Raw genomic sequence first — 14,704 nt, forward strand, 5'->3', positions numbered from 1 at the left:
TTGGCTCTTTTGACCAGCTTGATTACCTTTGCAGGATAATTTTCAAAATAATGAATCAACTGAAACACTATACTGCTATTGCAAATGAATTACAACAATCCGAACCTGAAAAATTCGAATTATTGGAAGAAGAAATCAATATCATCATCCACAAATTGAAATTCATCCAAATAGAGAACAGACCAATGGTTGAAATTGTTGACATGTCGCAACCAAATGCTGATCCTTCTTATTTGGAAGAAATCAGTGAAATTGCCGGAGCACAGAACAACCCTTTGGTAAAAGAAGCTGAGAACACCGAAATACTGATCTTTATCAACGATTCTCCATCTTTCTTGGGTGCATTGCCAGAATTGCTAAATGGCCAGTACAGCGACTATAAAGCCGTTAGCAGCAACAATGTTTTTGTTGTCCAAAAACCTGAATTTGCTAAACATAAAGAAGACTTCCTGCTGGACACTGAAATCCTTGCCGAAATCATACAGTCAAAATACTTTGTTTATGGCCATGAAGGAACTCATTGGATCAAATTTGACCTGTAAAAGAATAAAAAACAAAGGCCGCTTCAATGAAACGGCCTTTATTTTTTATATAATCTATTTTATATATATTTCTTTCTTAAAATTGCATACAATTTGTCCACTGTTTGTGGTTTCGAAGCCCAATTGTTCTTTAAGGCATAGTTTGATTGCAAGAACGCATCTGCTTCTCCAAAATTATCGAATCTGTTCAACAGCTCGATAGCTTCTGAATAAGCCAAACTATAACCATTGAATAGGTCTTTAATGAACAACAATTTATCATTTAAGCTTACCGCAATTTTTAGGTCGCCAATTCGCTCTCCAGAACGGTCTTGTGGCTGAGAAGTATTAAATTGATTGGCATTGGTCATTCCAGCTTTCTTTTGTTGCTGAATAAGCTCATTTAATGTCAATGGACGACTAGGCTTCACCTCTGCTTGTTTTGCAAGATCATTCAAGGTCACTTCTTTTTCAGGCTCGGGCTCAACAACGATTTCTTTCTTTTCGATGACCACCTCATTGACAACCGGCTCAGGCTGAACTTCCTCTACTTTTACTTCCTCAGCATTAGATTTCTCTTGTTCTGCTTCATATTTAGAAGTCACCGAGGTGTATCCTGATGATTCGGTGTGAACTGGATTAGAAGAAATATTGAAATCTTTGAAATCATTTACTTCTTCTACTTTTTTATCTTCTTCAGGTTCTGCCTCCTCTTTTTCTACTTCTCTCTCTTCAGCTTCTTCAGGCTCTTCTACCAACTCTTCTTTTTCTTCTTTTCTTACCTCTTCGTCCTGTCTGTCTGATTTTTCATATGGAGAAGTCTCTGGTTGCTCCTCGTCGTATTCTTCAATAAAAGGCTTTTCGATTTCTTGAGCTTTCTCAGGCTGCTTAGTCTCTTCAGTTATTTTAGTTTCTTCAACTTCTTGGATTTCTTCCTCAACAGGTTGCTCATCTGCTTCTTGATCATCATGTTCAACCGGAGGAGTAAATGTTTCTTCTGATTCTTTGTTTTTCTGGTCCTCTTGATTGGAGTTTAATAAATTGGTCGTTACAGAGGATTGCATCGTTGCCAAAGCGTCCAAATGTGCAGCAAGGTATTTGGCTTGAGCAGATAGCAATAGGATATCTGCTTTTCTATCACCTAATTTATCTTTTTCCAAGCCTGCATATTGTTCGTTGATTTCCAACAATAGATCCCCAATTTTCCCTAAGATATTCTGATCTGAATAAGCCATGTTATGTGTGTATAGATTGAAAATTTTATTTTTATCAATTGTAAAATAAAAAAATAAACGGACTGATTGACACCCTGTTTATCTTTTTATCGATTCTCTTTAAACCAAAAATAAGATTAAATTTCGATATTCGTAACCTATATTAGTCAAGAATTTTATAATATATAAAACTTCCAAAACAGGGATTTTAGTATAAATATTTACCACCATGATGTTGTTTTCTGAACATAATTTTCCGAACAGACGCGGACCTATCGGCAGTATCGAAGTTATCTGTGGATCCATGTTTTCGGGAAAGACTGAAGAACTTATCCGTAGATTGAGACGTGCTCAATTCGCGAAGCTTCCTGTGGAAATATTTAAACCTGAGATCGACATCCGCTATGGAGTGAATGAAGTAGTTTCCCATGACAGCAATTCCATTCCTTCAACTCCAGTTTCTCATTCATCTGCTATTTTGTTGTTGAGTTCTGCCACCCAAGTTGTTGGGATCGATGAGGCACAGTTCTTCGACGAGGAATTGCCCAATGTGTGTGTTGAATTGGCTAACCGTGGCATCCGTGTCATCGTCGCAGGACTGGACATGGATTACCTTGGTAAACCTTTTGGTCCGATACCAAATCTTATGGCCATTGCTGAAGACGTTACAAAGGTCCACGCAGTATGCGTTCAATGCGGAGCCCCAGCAAATTATTCCTACAGACTACAACAAAATGAATCAAGGGTACTTCTTGGCGAAAAAGAAAGCTATGAACCCAGATGCAGAGCATGCTATTACGGCATAGAACTGTAGGTTAAAACCTTGCCTTGTATTTCAACATCAATTTAAGTACAGTATTGCCTTGCATTTACACATTTGTTTGAGGCAAATCATGCCTTGCCTTACCATTTTATTTAAAATCCATCCCACTCTAGTCTCTTTTTTGCCTTTTGACTGATGTCTTTATGCAATTCATCTCATTCTCAAATCTCATATCTCATATCTCATATCTAACTTTCGTTCTACTCTCATTCGTCTCTTGTTCGGACTTTGTTCGGACCTCGTTCGGAGCTGCTTCGGAAAACACCCGAACAAGGTCCGAACGAGGTCCGAATGAAAGAGGACGGAGAGTGGAACAAGTCCCCTATCAGGTATAAGTTAAAGCCTAATAAGAAAACATAAATCAGGGATTTTGCTGAAAGGATTATGGATAGTAATAAAAAAGGATAGCGTTAATTGCTATCCTTTAATTTTATGGGATTTTCAAAGTTTTATTCTAAAACTTTATCTAGTTTCAAATTGTTCTATTCTCCTATGCATTGTTTTTTCAGTTTGAAGAATATCACTAAGAATGAGTTGCAAGGTTAATTTTGAATTTTTATCAATGGCATTTATGTTCGAATAGAGAAAGCTCATTAAAAAATCACTTTTTTTATTCAGAGTAGTTTTTTCATCTTCAATGTTAGAAAGTAAAGTTATTTTATCGAAATCAATTAAATCAATTTTATAACTAGCAACAGATTTCCAGGCATTCGTCTTAATTTGTGGAATATTTATTCCATTAGATTTCCTTAATATATCAAAAATTGAAATGTTCTTATTATTTGAATATAATTCAAGGGAATCAATCAATGATTGATGTTGTGGAATAATTGTATTAATATCTTCCTTTGAACCTTTAAGTTCACTTTTTATTGTTGTAAGTACTTGATTTATGTAATTTTTATCTTTTCTATCAGAATTCCAGTTATCAATAAAAAGTGCGATTAATATTCCTGCAATTACGGGAATAATTTCCTTAACAAAATGAACACTATAATTTTTAATTTTTTCCTTCATTTATTCAGTTTTCTATATTATTTCAGATCGGTAAACTTAACAAATAAAACAATCCCATTGATACGAAAAAAAGGCGCTCCAAAAAGCGCCCTTCTAAATATTTTATTAGTTATTACAATATCTGTTTTGTGATTTGTTCATCAAGTGGAGTTACTTTTGAGCGGTAGCGGTGTACCAATTTTCCGTCTTTGTTGATCAGGAATTTCTCAAAGTTCCAGTTGATGTCTCCTTTGAAGTCTGGGTTTTCAGCTTCTGTTAGATATTTGAACAATGGAGTTTGATCATCTCCTTTTACATCTACTTTCTCTGAAAGGATAAAATTCACACCGAAATTCTTTTCACAGAATTCAGCAATTTCTTTATTGTCGCCGTATTCTTGGTTTCCGAAATTATCGGAAGGAAAGCCAATGACAACCAATTTGTCGCCATACTGCTCATGAAGTTCCTGCAGCTCTTTGTACTGCTTAGTAAATCCACACTTGGAAGCGGTGTTTACCAATAGCAACTGTTTCCCTTTGAAATCAGCTAAATTTATTTTCTTTCCGTCTATCGAGGTGAAAGAATAGTCATATACGGTAGGTTGCTGAAAAAGCATGGTATACAACATAATCATGGTCATTATCATAGTTTAAAATTTTTAAAGTTCAACATTCAGTTCTCTATCAACCACATAATGGAATAATTGTTCGATAGGACTGCTCAATATTTTGCCAACCCTTACCCCGTGCAAAGAACATACCTCTCTCAAATGAATATCAAAATAATAGGCGATTCGTCCTACAAAATGACATTCATATTCCCAAAAATTGGGATAGGTCATGATATTGGTCCTTACAAATTCATCAAAACCATTCCTCAGCATGTTGTCGATATATGGATGTTGTCTATTATTTGCCATAAATTCAGCAAATGAAGCCAAATAAGCATTTGGTCTGTCCTTTTGATAGACATTTTTGATAATGATATCTTTTGTAATCGGGTGGGATTCTTTGAAGATCCTGGCTAAATCTCTAGGCATTGTTTCGTACAGATATGCTGTAATCAACTGTTTACCAAACCATGCACCTGAACCTTCATCTCCAAGCACGTACCCATTGCCATGAAGACTGGGAGATAATTTTTCACCATCATAAAAACTAATGTCCGAGCCTGTTCCCAAATTTGAGATTAATCCTTTTCCTTGACCGAAGGTTGCAAAGGCAGAACCTAATAAATCGCTCTCCACGGAAATAAAGGAAGTTGGGAAAATCTGGGTAAGGGCATTCGAAACTAACTCTCTTCGATCAGGTGTAGAACAACCAGCACCGAAAAAATATACTTCATGAACTTCTTTGATGTATGGAATAATCTCTGGAACATCTGTCAGAATAGCCGCTATTTCTTTCTCGCTAACAAAAAAAGGATTTAAGCCTTTGGTACTAAAACGTAATGGTTTGCTATCTGGAAGATGAAGCATCCAATCTGATCTTGATGATCCGCTATCTGCTACTAAAATCATATGGTAATAATGTCATCAAATCAAATATACAAAATCCAAGAGAATTTAGCACTGTAATATTGTTGTGAACAATTGATTAATTAGGTCTCTTCTGGCCGTAATTAAGCGGGGTTTTATATCTTTATGCAAGAAATTATTACCTAATAGAAATATGAAAAACTCATTTAACCTAATCAGGTTACTATTAATTTCATTGGCCTTAGTACAATTCGGATTTGCACAACAAATCACGAGCCCCAAAGAACATTTTGGGTTCAACATAGGCGATGATTACCAATTGGCATCCTTCACTCAAACCGAAGATTATTTTAAAAAATTAGATCAACAATCAGATCGTTTGAAATATACGGTCATTGGAAAAACGGAGGAAGGCAGAGACCAATGTATGTTGATCGTAAGTTCCCCTGAGAATCTTCAGAATCTTGAGGAGTATAAAAAGATTTCTACTAGTTTGGCAAGGGCTGAAATGACTGAGGAAGAAGCAAGAAGCCTATCGCAAAAAGGAAAAAGTATCGTTTGGATCGATGGTGGATTGCACTCGACAGAGGTAGTTGGTATGCACCAATTAATTCAGATTGCTTATTTATTGGCCTCTTCAAATGATGCTGAAACAAAGAATATCTTGGATAACACCATTGTTCTATTGGTTCATGCAAATCCAGATGGACAAGAATTGGTGACCAATTGGTATATGAGGGAAAAAACTCCGGAGAAGCGCTCGAGCAACTTTGTTCCTGTACTGTATCAAAAATATGCCGGCCACGATAATAACAGGGATTTCTTTATGTTGAACCTGAAGGAAACTCAGAACATGGCAAGACAGTTATTTGTAGAATGGGTTCCTCAAATCATGTACAATCATCACCAGACAGCACCCGCAGGGGCTGTTGTGGCAGGTGCGCCATATAGAGATCCTTTCAATTATGTATTCGACCCTTTATTGATGTCAGGGATTGATGCATTGGGCGCTGCAATGGCAAACAGATTGAACGTAGAAAATAAACCCGGTTATACTGCCAAAGATGGTTCAGTGTTTTCTACTTGGTATAATGGAGGGCTGAGAACAACTACCTATTTCCATAATATCATGGGATTATTGACTGAAATGATTGGCAACCCTACTCCATTTGAGATTCCATTGGTTCCAAATCGATTGATCCCTAACAATGACACGCAAAACCCTGTACTTCCCCAAGTATGGCATTTTCAGCAGTCTATTGATTATTCTACATCACTGAATTATGCTATCCTGAACTATGCTAGCCGTTATAAAGATGAAGTTTTGTACAACATCTACAAAATGGGCAGAAATTCAATTGAGCGCGGTTCCAAGGATTTCTGGGCTTTGTCACCTAGCCGCGTCGCTGTTATTGACACGGCATTGCAACAGGCAAAAAGAAAAGATCCTAAAATTGAATCCAACAGAGCAGAGGAAAGAAAATTATTGGGAAGCTTATTCAATGACAAGGTTCTACGCGATCCACGTGGTTATATAATTCCTTCCAATCAGCCAGATTTTGTTAAAGCAACAGATTTCATCAATGCCTTGATCCAAAACGGAATTGAGATAAAACAGGCTTCCAATGACTTTACTGTAAATGGCAAAAAATATGCTAAGGATTCTTATATCATAAAAACAGATCAAGCCTTCAGACCCCATATCTTAGATATGTTTGAGGCACAGGATCACCCTGATGATTTCCAATATCCTGGAGGCCCTCCTATTCCACCTTACGACGCTGCAGGTTGGACATTAGCTTATTTAATGGACGTCAAGTTTGACCGTGTCCTAGATGATTTCAATGGTCCTTTCCAAGATCTAGAAATCGGTAAGATGATTCAACTACCTGAGGTTGCAAAATCAAAGGGTAAATATCTGAAATTGCCTGCAACCATTAACGAATCTTTCCGTATAAGTAATGATCTATTGAAACAAGGAAAGAATGTTTGGCGAGATGAAAGCAATGGCGATATCTACGTCGAGAATAAAGCTGATGTGAAATTGAATTTTGCAACAGCTACCAGCAATAACTTGCCTAAGAAAAGCAAAAAACTGAAACCAATGCGTATTGCCCTTTGGGATACTTATGGAGGAAGTATGCCATCAGGATGGTTGAGATTTTTGTTGGAACAATACCATTATAACTTTGATGTAGTCTATGCTCCAGATATTGACAAAGGTAACCTGAATGCCAAATATGATATTATTATTTTCCCAGGCAATTCGATTCCTCGTTTTGGGTCAAGCCAAAGTACTGGCGGATATTACGGCAGGATGCCAGCTGAAGCTCCTGAAAACATCCCTTCTCCTTACAAAGAAAGATGGGGAAGAACATCGGTGGAAAAAACGATCCCTGTTCTAAAATCTTTCCTAGAAAATGGCGGCAAGGTGCTAACGATTGGAAGCAGTTCAGATCTTGCGGAGCACCTAGAGATTGGTGTAGAAAACCACCTTGTGGATGCAAATAAAGTCGAATTAAAAAGAACAGAATTCTATACTCCTGGATCAGTACTTACAGCTAAAGTCGGTAAAGACAGCCATAGCACTTGGGGATACGAAGATGAAATCGATGTTTATTACAGCAATGACAACCTATACAAAATTACAAACTCTGCGATTAAGCCTATATTATGGTTTGATTCAGAAAAGGTTCTGAAAAGTGGTTGGTCTTGGGGCCAAAAATACCTGAAAGATGGTGTGCTTGCCTTTGAAGCACCTGTAGGAAAAGGAACCTTGGTTTCATTCGGAAATGACATCAATTTTAGAGCCCAAACACATGGGACATTTAAGCTGCTGTTTAATCAATTGATGTGAGGGTAGTATTTAGAAGTTAGTATTTAGAAGAAATTAAAAGGCTCAAAATTTTTGGATGGTTAAAACCACCTAAAATTTTGAGCCTTTTAATTTATTATGAAGAGTCTATTAAAGTATTATTATACTTTAATATGTTCTATAAACTTTATTTAGGAGATTAGAGCTGCTTCGATCAGTTCGCCGTAGAATTCTATTGCTGTTCTTCCGGATGCTTTGACTTGTTGAGGGATAAAGCTCTGTGGTGTTTGTCCTGGGATTGTGTTGATTTCGATAAAATAGAATTTATCAGTTTCATTTTGAAGGAAAAAATCTACCCGTACCATTCCTTTACAATTCAAGCGGATATAAATTTCCTTAATGATTTCATCGGCTCTATTTTTTTGGTCAGCATTTATTTCTGCAGGAGTAATTTCTTGAGTTAACCCAGGCGTATATTTTGCCTCAAAGTCGAAAAATTCACGGGTGGTGATTACTTCTGTTGCTGGCAATACCTGCAATTCACCTTTGGAATCCCTATAGATGCCTTGGGAGAATTCTCTACCTTTTACAAATTCCTCTACAAGCACCTGCTTACCTGTTCCTTCTGCGTCATAGGCATCGTCCAATGCTTTGGGCAGTTCTTCCCAAGTATTTACTTTATTCATACCGATACTACTTCCACCAGCATTAGGCTTTACAAATAAGGGCAATGAGAGTTTGTTTTTCACAAATTCCGAAGCTTTTGGCCTATCAATGTCAAATAAAAGCACTGACTGTGCAACATTTAATTGATCGATGTCCTGTATAATAGCTTTGGTATAGCCTTTATTCATGGTCAATGACGATGTAAGCGCTCCGCAAGATGTATATGGCAAACCAATCATATCAAAATATCCTTGCAACCTTCCATCTTCCCCTGGAGTTCCATGAAGAATGATAAATGCCACATCGAAATGTATCTTTTCATTATTGATGTTCAAAGAAAAGTCTTGACGGTCAATTTCATGTTTTTGATTGTCCTGATCAATATACCCCCAGCTTTGTGGGGTAATATCGATAAGGAAAACATCATATTTTTCTTTATCAATTTGCGAGTACACAAATGCCGAACTTTTATAAGAAATTTCAGCCTCTCCGGTGTATCCTCCAGTAATTAATGCTACTTTAGTTTTCATATGTAATAATCGAGAAACAAATATAATTTGAGATACGAGGAAAAACGAATATTTTTGCGTTTAATTAAGTCCAATGATGCGAAATAGAAAAATTGGAATTAATATTGTTAATAAGATTTACAAAAACACAACATTAGATGTCTAAGTTCTTTTTATACTTGAGGACGAGTGCTTTCAGAAAAAACTTGATAAGTGGGCTCATTTTCATTGTCATTCTTTTTATTTTAGTTTATTTCGGGTTAAAGATTTACACCAAGCATGGTGATTCTCAAGAGGTTCCATTACTGAAGGGATTAAACATCAGTGAAGCATTGAACATTTTGGACAAAGCTGGTCTAGAGGTTGAAATTGATTCAATATACCAGATGGATGCAAAGCCTGGTTTGGTTATCGATCAAGATCCAGATCCAAAAGCCCATGTTAAAGGTGGTCGTACCATCTATTTGACTATAATTACGCAGTCCGCTCCGGAAATTGCATTTCCTGAAATCATAGACAAGACATTTATTGAAGCATCAGCAATTTTAAAGAACCATTCTTTAAAAATCGCTGATACCGTTTATAAAAATGATATTGCCAGAGATGTGGTATTGGATGTAAAATTTGCTGGTCAACCTATCAGACAGGGCAGAATGGTTCCTAAAGGTTCAAAGATCAGCTTGATCTTGGGTAATGGTCGTGGCGATGATGAAGTAGAAATACCGGTATTGATCGGCTTGAACTTGACTGAGGCTAAATTTGCACTGGCAGGGAAAGGCTTGGCCTTAGGTTCTGTATCCTTTGCAGACAACTCTAATGACACATTGGGCTCCGTTGTTGTCAAACAAAACCCTGACACCAGCGCGAAAATTATTTCGATAGGGAATGCAATTCACGTAACATTGGGCAAACCAGTGACTGCGGAACCCGTAACAACCCCACAAATCCCATAACATGACACAGAACACGAAGAAAAGAAGAGGATTAGGAGTGGTTCTAATCATAATCCTTCTTGTAGCCTTGGTTGCAGGATGGATAGGTTACCAAGCTTTTATGGGACCGAGCATCGCGACAGATGAGGAATATTTTTACGTAAAGACAGATGAACCTTATGAAAGCGTAATTTCAAGGATAGAATCTGAAGGCATTGTAAAGAACCCAACATACTTTAATTACGTAGCAAAAGCTATGGACCTAGAATCCACAGGCATTAAAGCTGGTCGCTATAAATTGAGCAAAGATCTTAGCAACCGCAGATTTATCGGAAACTTGCGTGCTGGATATCAAGATGCGGTGAAATTCAGGTTTCAGAATATCCGTCTGAGACAAGATTTTGCAGGTCTGTTAGGTAGAGACTTTGAAGCTGACTCATTGGCTTTCTTGAATCTACTGAATGATGAAAAATTAGCTGAAAAATATGGCTTCAACAAGGAGAATTTCTTCAGCATGTTCATTCCAAACACCTATGAAATTTACTGGAACACCAAACCAGAGGAGATAATCGATCGTTTTTCAAAGGAATATGAGAAATTCTGGACTGCCGAGAGAAAAGCAAAGGCTGACTCTTTGGGAATGACCACACAAGAAGTGAGCACTTTGGCTTCTATCGTGAAGGGCGAGGCATTGCACCAAGACGAAATGCCAAAGATTGCTGGGCTATATTTGAACAGATTGAAGAAAGGGATGCTTCTACAGGCTGACCCTACTGTAATCTTTGCAAACAATGATTTTACGATCCGTCGTGTATTGAACAGACATTTGACCATTGACAATCCATATAATACTTATCGTTACAAAGGATTGCCTCCGGGTCCTATCATGATGCCTAGTATTGCATCTATTGATGCGGTATTGAACTATGAGCATCATCCATATATTTACATGTGTGCCAAGGATGATTTTTCAGGATATCATTTGTACGCACAGACTGTTGCAGAACATTTGGTGAATGCCAGAAAATTCCAAAAAGCATTAGACGCAAGAAATATTAAGAAATAATATGTTTCTATATCAGCATCAAGTGAGGGTCCGTTATGCCGAAACCGACAATATGGGCTATGTTTACTATGGCAATTATGCTACCTACTATGAAGTAGCCCGTACGGAGATGCTTCGAAGCACAGGAATTTCTTATAAAGAGCTCGAGGACATGGGTGTTATGCTCCCAGTGATTGAATTGACCTGCAAATTCAACAAAGCTGCAAAGTATGATGATTTAGTGACGATAAATACTTATATTCGGGAAAAGCCTGGGATAAGGATTAAATTTGAATATGAGCTGTTTAATGAGGCTGGTGAGTTGCTGAATACGGGATCAACCCAATTGGTATTTGTTGATATAGAAAAGAACAGACCCTGCAAACCTCCACAGATTTTCATTGACAAAATGGCTCCATTTTTTGGAGAATAAATGAAAAAAATTCACCAACAATTACTGTACGTCAAACCCTACGACAGATTTATCGAATGGACCAAGTCAGCGACATTGCCTGGTTTTGGAAAACTCCCTCTGTATACCGTCATGGTGTTTTTCTTTCAGGAAATCGCTCGTGAATCGATCCTTAACAAAGCCTCTTCCCTAGCCTACAACTTTATGTTGGCTGTATTTCCCGGGATTATATTTTTATTTACCCTCATCCCCTATATACCGGTCGATAATTTTCAAGAACAATTGATGGAGCTAATCCAACTAGCCCTTCCCAATAACGCTTACGAAATCCTGGAAGCTACATTAGAAGATATTATTAAAAGACAGAATGGTGGATTATTGTCAGCCGGTTTCGTATTATGTACTTTCTTTGCGACCAATGGTATGACCACCCTGATGATGAGTTTTAACAAAGCATCCCTTTCTAAGGAGTCGAGAACTTGGTTCCAAAGAAGAATCGTTGCTCTAGCTCTTTCCCTTGCTATTGTTTTGGCCCTAGCCGTTGGAATTGCATTATATGCTGGTTCAAACTATTTGATCAACTACTTGAAGACCCATATCGATTATGACCTCAAATGGTTTTGGGCATTCTTGATCAAAGTAGCACAATGGAGCATCTTGTTTAGTATTTATTTTTTTACTGTAAGCTTAATCTACAAGTTTGGTCCCAGCTCCACTAAAAAATGGAAACTTTTTACTCCGGGAGCTACATTGGCCACTTTGCTAGCGATGCTGTCTTTTTCTTTTTTCACCTTTTACATCAACAATTTTGGAGCTTACAACAAACTTTATGGCTCAATCGGAACTTTGATTGTAGTCATGATCTGGATGTACATTAATGCCCTTATTCTTATCATAGGCTTCGAATTAAATGCTAGTATAGCACTTTCAAAGCAGAGTATAAAAATTGTAAAGCCACGTATATATAATTCTTTTAAGCCAAACAAAATTTAATTTTTGATTATTTTATTATAATTGTACTCTTAATTGAGTTGTTAACGCACCTCAAGTATTAACTGAAAAATTACGGGATGGAAAACAAAGAGTTACAAAAGAGAAGTATTCGGAATAAAAATGTTCGAAATATACTATTGAGTTCTATAATAGTATTATTCATAACTTTTGTGATTTTTTTTATTTTCTCATATATCCAGTATAAGAGCATCCAAAATAAAATTCAGAATATTTACACCTCGGTAAATAGCGACCAGAACAATTTCACGGAACTATTGAACATCTTCAGTGATGCGGAGGATCATTTCCGTAAATTCTCCATTACCTATAATATGCGAGATTACAACCTCTACAGGACCAAGCTCGTTAAATTAAAAACATCTGTAGACTCTTTGATTCAGATCCGGACCAAGGAATCCAAGGTACAGGGAGATAGTTCTTATAAAGGGAGAAGCCTTGAGGATTTGATGCCAAAGTATACGCTGTTGAACAACAAGTTGGATTCCATGCTTGTAGCATCTGAAACACTAAAAAGTTTTAGGATGGAATCAACGGATGAAACGATTTTTGATTTGCCTCAAGCTAAGGTTCCCTCACCTATCGTTGTTCAAGAGCCAAAAACAGTAGTAGTCAAAAAGAAATCTCTTATCAAACGGATTTTTCAGAAAGGTGATGACACCATCACTGTTGAACCTGATAATCCAGGCCATACAGAGCAAGTGGTAGCTCAAAACAATAATCTCAAGAATATTATCCGAGAAAAAAATTCGCAGACCAAAAATAAAATGGATGAGTTAAAAAGAACTTTAACTGAAATCCGAAAAAGCGAACGTTCTCTATTGGCAGATAATTTCACTTTGTTGCACAGTGCCAATCAATTGATAAGAATTATCCATGAAGATAGGATTCAGATCCAAAGGGACAAAACAGACCATGAACTGAGCATCCTAATCGGCAAAACCGATACATTCAAATGGCAGATTATTATTTCGCTAACCTTTGTATTTATCGTCATCTGTATATTGGTGTATTATCAGTTTTTCACCAGCTATTATGAACGAAAACTGTTGGATGAAAAAATCTACGCTTCTAAATTAGCAGAGCAGAAAACTGATATCCTGGCTGAGATCACCCACGAAATCAGAACGCCTATTAACTCCTTAATTGGAATTGTGGATCTATTGAAGAGCCGTAAGGATTTATATCAAGCTAAGGATGTACAACTGCTGGAATCAGCATACACAAATATTACAGCGACATCGAAGACAATCAATGATATCTTAAATCTGAGTAAGATCGATCAGCATGACAACATTGAAGCTATTCACTTTGATTATGCGGATTTATTGATTGAGGTTGTAGAGACCCATCGGAACCATGCTGAAATGAAAGGTATAGAATTGGAATATACATTGGACAAGGATCAACCCACCATTATCTTTTCAGATGAATTTAAGGTTCGCCAGATTATGAGCAACCTGGTGAGCAATGCCATTAAATACTCCAATGCCGGCAAGGTTGTAGCAACAGCCTTTGTGGATGACCAGAGCAATTTGATCTTTAAGGTTTCGGACCAAGGGCAAGGAATTCCGGAGGCTCTAAAAAAGAATATTTTCAAGAAATATTACACGGTTAATAAATCTAATAAAGTAGAAGGTGGCGTCGGTTTGGGCTTATACATTACCAAAAACATCGTAAATACATTAAAAGGGAAAATAAACTTTAAGACCAATGCAGGTCAAGGAACTACTTTTAAGGTTGAGATTCCAATTCCTAAGCCAAAATTCAGAAGGAAAAACACCTTGAACATCCAAAAGATCAGTGATTTTTCCAAAGATTTGAGATGGTTGATTGTGGACGACAATGCCTTGAATTTATTATATTTAAAACAGTTCTTTTCGTTACACACCCATGTAAAGACCGCCACCAATGGTAAAGAGGCCTTAGATGTAATTAGCAGATTTCCAATAGATGTTGTTGTTACAGATATCAATATGCCGGTTATGACAGGCGATGAACTTTTGGCGACTGTTCGAGAGAATCCATTATACGATTCTGTGAAGATTATTGCTACATCATCTGATAATGAGCAGGTTAAGAAGTTAGAGAAAGAGCGTAAGGTTAATTTCGATGGCATCTTGATTAAACCTTTCAATGAGCGTAAATTAACGGAGATCATTGTAAAAACTATCTATCCTATCTTTGAGGACAGCGATGAGCTGAGCCAGGAATCTTAATAATTTCAATCTTTTTAAACTTTTTTACATCTAAACTATTGTAAATAAAAGTTTTTCGTATCTT

The 14,704-nt window shown here is 37.0% G+C and carries 13 protein-coding genes; 8 read left to right on the forward strand and 5 right to left on the reverse strand.

The genetic code is table 11. From position 1 onward, the window contains the following. The first annotated feature begins 50 nt into the window (after positions 1 to 50). A complete protein-coding gene (locus CRT24_RS13525) occupies positions 51 to 542 on the forward strand; it encodes a hypothetical protein (protein ID WP_099371751.1) in 492 nt (163 codons plus the stop codon). A gap of 59 nt (positions 543 to 601) precedes the next feature. Here the strand turns inward: CRT24_RS13525 and CRT24_RS13530 are convergent, their stop codons facing one another. After that, on the reverse strand, positions 602 to 1,756 hold the full coding sequence (locus CRT24_RS13530; RefSeq protein WP_099371752.1) for a hypothetical protein: 1,155 nt from the start codon (positions 1,754 to 1,756) through the stop codon (positions 602 to 604). A gap of 211 nt (positions 1,757 to 1,967) precedes the next feature. Here CRT24_RS13530 and CRT24_RS13535 point away from each other — a divergent pair, with 211 nt between their 5' ends. After that, a complete protein-coding gene (locus tag CRT24_RS13535) occupies positions 1,968 to 2,549 on the forward strand; it encodes a thymidine kinase (RefSeq protein WP_099371856.1) in 582 nt (193 codons plus the stop codon). 471 nt (positions 2,550 to 3,020) lie between these two features. Here CRT24_RS13535 and CRT24_RS13540 read toward each other — a convergent pair whose 3' ends face one another. From CRT24_RS13540 to CRT24_RS13550, 3 genes are all read right to left on the reverse strand, one after another. Then, the gene (locus CRT24_RS13540) at positions 3,021 to 3,575 is read right to left on the reverse strand and encodes a hypothetical protein (protein ID WP_099371753.1); all 555 of its coding nucleotides are present in this window, start codon (positions 3,573 to 3,575) and stop codon (positions 3,021 to 3,023) included. A 112-nt stretch (positions 3,576 to 3,687) separates the two neighbouring features. Then, positions 3,688 to 4,200 carry a glutathione peroxidase gene (locus CRT24_RS13545; RefSeq protein ID WP_257214047.1) on the reverse strand — a complete coding sequence of 171 codons (513 nt, stop codon included), beginning with the start codon at positions 4,198 to 4,200 and terminating at the stop codon, positions 3,688 to 3,690. Between the two features lie 12 nt (positions 4,201 to 4,212). Then, the gene (locus tag CRT24_RS13550) at positions 4,213 to 5,073 is read right to left on the reverse strand and encodes an N-acetylglucosamine kinase (protein WP_099371755.1); all 861 of its coding nucleotides are present in this window, start codon (positions 5,071 to 5,073) and stop codon (positions 4,213 to 4,215) included. 151 nt (positions 5,074 to 5,224) lie between these two features. Between CRT24_RS13550 and CRT24_RS13555 the strand changes: the two genes are divergently transcribed. Next, positions 5,225 to 7,888, forward strand: coding sequence for a M14 metallopeptidase family protein (locus CRT24_RS13555; RefSeq protein WP_099371756.1), 2,664 nt, complete (start codon positions 5,225 to 5,227; stop codon positions 7,886 to 7,888). A gap of 149 nt (positions 7,889 to 8,037) precedes the next feature. Here the strand turns inward: CRT24_RS13555 and CRT24_RS13560 are convergent, their stop codons facing one another. Continuing rightward, positions 8,038 to 9,042, reverse strand: coding sequence for a D-alanine--D-alanine ligase (locus CRT24_RS13560; RefSeq protein ID WP_099371757.1), 1,005 nt, complete (start codon positions 9,040 to 9,042; stop codon positions 8,038 to 8,040). Positions 9,043 to 9,179: 137 nt separating this feature from the next. On the opposite strand from CRT24_RS13560, the gene CRT24_RS13565 reads away from it, so the two are divergent. The 5 genes from CRT24_RS13565 to CRT24_RS13585 all read left to right on the forward strand — a co-directional run bounded on the left by CRT24_RS13565 (position 9,180) and on the right by CRT24_RS13585 (position 14,640). Further along, on the forward strand, positions 9,180 to 9,974 hold the full coding sequence (locus CRT24_RS13565) for a PASTA domain-containing protein (RefSeq protein ID WP_099371758.1): 795 nt from the start codon (positions 9,180 to 9,182) through the stop codon (positions 9,972 to 9,974). Between the two features lies 1 nt (position 9,975). Continuing rightward, entirely contained in the window at positions 9,976 to 11,019 is a 1,044-nt protein-coding gene (gene mltG / locus CRT24_RS13570; RefSeq protein WP_099371759.1) for an endolytic transglycosylase MltG, read from the forward strand. A 1-nt stretch (position 11,020) separates the two neighbouring features. Further along, positions 11,021 to 11,431 carry a thioesterase family protein gene (locus tag CRT24_RS13575; protein ID WP_099371760.1) on the forward strand — a complete coding sequence of 137 codons (411 nt, stop codon included), beginning with the start codon at positions 11,021 to 11,023 and terminating at the stop codon, positions 11,429 to 11,431. Continuing rightward, positions 11,432 to 12,403 (forward strand): YihY/virulence factor BrkB family protein, encoded by a 972-nt coding sequence (locus tag CRT24_RS13580; protein ID WP_099371761.1) that lies wholly within the window; start codon positions 11,432 to 11,434, stop codon positions 12,401 to 12,403. It abuts the gene before it with no gap. A gap of 170 nt (positions 12,404 to 12,573) precedes the next feature. Then, positions 12,574 to 14,640, forward strand: coding sequence for an ATP-binding protein (locus CRT24_RS13585; RefSeq protein WP_180269139.1), 2,067 nt, complete (start codon positions 12,574 to 12,576; stop codon positions 14,638 to 14,640). Positions 14,641 to 14,704: the final 64 nt, after the last annotated feature.

This window comes from Sphingobacterium sp. 1.A.5, from assembly GCF_002734235.1.
Classification (GTDB): Bacteria; Bacteroidota; Bacteroidia; order Sphingobacteriales; family Sphingobacteriaceae; genus Sphingobacterium; species Sphingobacterium daejeonense.